The sequence below is a fragment of the Micrococcales bacterium genome, assembly GCA_009784895.1.
Classification (GTDB): domain Bacteria; phylum Actinomycetota; class Actinomycetes; order Actinomycetales; family WQXJ01; genus WQXJ01.
Genome location: WQXJ01000111.1, coordinates 1 through 2,546, shown reverse-complemented (window position 1 = coordinate 2,546; position 2,546 = coordinate 1). Strand labels below are relative to the sequence as shown.

Below are 2,546 nucleotides of genomic sequence, written 5' to 3'. Positions count from 1 at the left end.
TTGCTGTGGCCGGTCAAGCAGAAATACGGCAGTGCCTTGTCCTGGGCCGATCTGATGATTCTGGCCGGCAACGTGGCCCTAGAGTCAATGGGCTTGCAGACCTTTGGCTTTGCCGGTGGGCGCATCGATGCCTGGGAGGCAGACGCCGACACCTACTGGGGACCGGAGGCGACCTGGCTGGGTGACCAGAGGTATTCGGGTGACCGCGACCTGGAGAACCCCCTGGCGGCGGTGCAAATGGGCCTGATCTACGTCAATCCCGAAGGGCCAAATGGCAACCCGGATCCAGTCGCGGCGGCCAAAGACATCCGCGAGACCTTTGCCCGTATGGCCATGAACGATGAGGAAACCGTGGCGCTGATTGCCGGTGGCCACACCTTCGGCAAGACCCACGGTGCCGGTCCGGCGGATAGCCTGGGACCGGAGCCTGAGGCGGCCGACGTTGACCGGCAGGGTCTCGGCTGGGATTCCTCCTTCGGCACGGGCAAAGGTGGCGACACCATCACCAGCGGCCTTGAAGTCACCTGGACCACCACACCAACCAAATGGAGCGCCAACTTCTTCTGGAACCTGTTTGGCTACGAATGGGAATTAGAGAAGAGCCCAGCCGGGGCCTGGCAGTGGCGGCCCGCCCATGGCGCCGGCCAAGGCACGGTGCCAGACGCCCACGATCCGTCCAAACGGCACGCCCCGACCATGCTGACCACCGACCTGTCGCTGCGCTTCGATGCGGCCTATGAACCAATCGCCCGGCGGTTCATGGAGAACCCTGACCAGTTCGCCGACGCCTTTGCCCGAGCCTGGTTCAAGCTGACCCACCGCGACATGGGTCCGGTTAGTCGCTACCTGGGCGCCGAGGTGCCAACAGAAGCGTTGATTTGGCAAGATCCCATCCCACCAGTGGACCATCCGTTGGTCGATGCCGCCGACATTGCGGCACTCAAGGCCCAGATCCTGGCCTCAGGGATGTCGGTTGCTGAGATGGTGCGCACAGCTTGGGCTGCGGCCGCCACATTCAGAGGCTCTGACAAGCGCGGTGGCGCCAACGGCGCGCGTCTGCGCCTGGAGCCACAGCGCTCGTGGCCGGTGAATGATCCCGCCGAAATGGCCCGCACGCTGGGCCTGTTGGAAACCATCGCCGAAACGTTCAACGCCTCGGCGGCGGGTGGCAAGCGAGTGTCGATGGCGGACCTGATTGTGCTGACCGGTTGCGTGGGTGTCGAGGAAGCCGCGCGTCAGGCAGGCGTTGCCGTGGCGGTTCCGTTTACCCCGGGCCGGACCGACGCCACCGCTGAGATGACCGATGCCGCGGCTTTCGCCGTGCTGGAACCTCAAGCCGACGCCTTCCGCAATTATCAAGCCGGCTCCCTCCTAGATCAGGCCGGTCAGACACCGCCAGCCGAATACTTACTCATAGATCAAGCCAACCTACTGACGCTGACCGCCCCGGAGATGACAGTGCTACTTGGTGGCATGCGGGTCATCGGCGCGAACTCCAATGGTTCTACTGTCGGGGTGTTAACCAGCCGCCCTGGGGAGCTGACCAACGACTTCTTTGTCAACCTACTCAGGCCCGGCACCACTTGGCAGCCAGTCAGTTCTGATCGCCAGTTCTTCGAGGGGCGTTCGGTGGATGGTGAATCCTGGACCGCCAGTCGCGTTGATCTTGTTTTTGGTTCCAATGCCGAGCTGCGGGCCGTTGCCGAGGTCTACGCCTCCGACGGTGCTACGCCTAAGTTCGTGGGTGATTTCGTGGCGGCGTGGACCAAGGTGATGAACTTAGATCGCTTCGACCTTGCCTAGTAGACAGCGGTTTGGGACGGTCTCAGATCCTGGCGGGGAATACCTGGGGCCGGGTCTGAGTTGACCACTAGTCCTGGCTGATGACGGGTTGGTGCCCGCCATCGTCGCGCCTGGTACGGGTGGGCTCAATGCCTCCTGTGGCCAAAGAACAAGCTAGGACCTGCGACCCGCACGTTTGCACCTCACTAATAGGTGGGGTAGGCTGTGCAGGTTGCCCATCACGACTTGGCGGATGACGCCATGGCGTGGGGCGCGCCCTCCGGGGCTTGGTTGTTTGATATCTCAACAGTGTGGATGTGGATGTGTGTTGATGCCAGTTATTTTATGAACTGGCCAAACATGTATATGTTGAGGCTAGGTTCAATCTTTTTTTGTGGAGAGTTTGATCCTGGCTCAGGACGAACGCTGGCGGCGTGCTTAACACATGCAAGTCGAACGATGATCCTGGCCTTTCGGGGCTGGAGGATTAGTGGCGAACGGGTGAGTAACACGTGAGTAACCTGCCCTAGACATTGGGATAACTATTGGAAACGGTAGCTAATACCAGGTATGACCTTCTGCCGCATGGTGGAAGGTGGAAAGCTTTTGCGGTCTAGGATGGGCTCGCGGCCTATCAGTTAGTTGGTGGGGTAATGGCCTACCAAGGCTTTGACGGGTAGCCGGCCTGAGAGGGCGACCGGCCACACTGGGACTGAGATACGGCCCAGACTCCTACGGGAGGCAGCAGTGGGGAATATTGCACA

At 61.2% G+C, this 2,546-nt stretch carries 1 protein-coding gene and 1 rRNA gene; both read left to right on the top strand.

Annotated elements, in window-relative coordinates; translation table 11 throughout:
* Positions 1-1,803: catalase/peroxidase HPI (gene katG / locus FWD29_10250; GenBank protein ID MCL2804306.1), on the top strand; the 1,803-nt coding region annotated here is incomplete at its 5' end.
* Between the two features lie 370 nt (positions 1,804-2,173).
* A 16S ribosomal RNA gene (locus tag FWD29_10245) occupies positions 2,174-2,546 on the top strand; the annotation flags it as partial.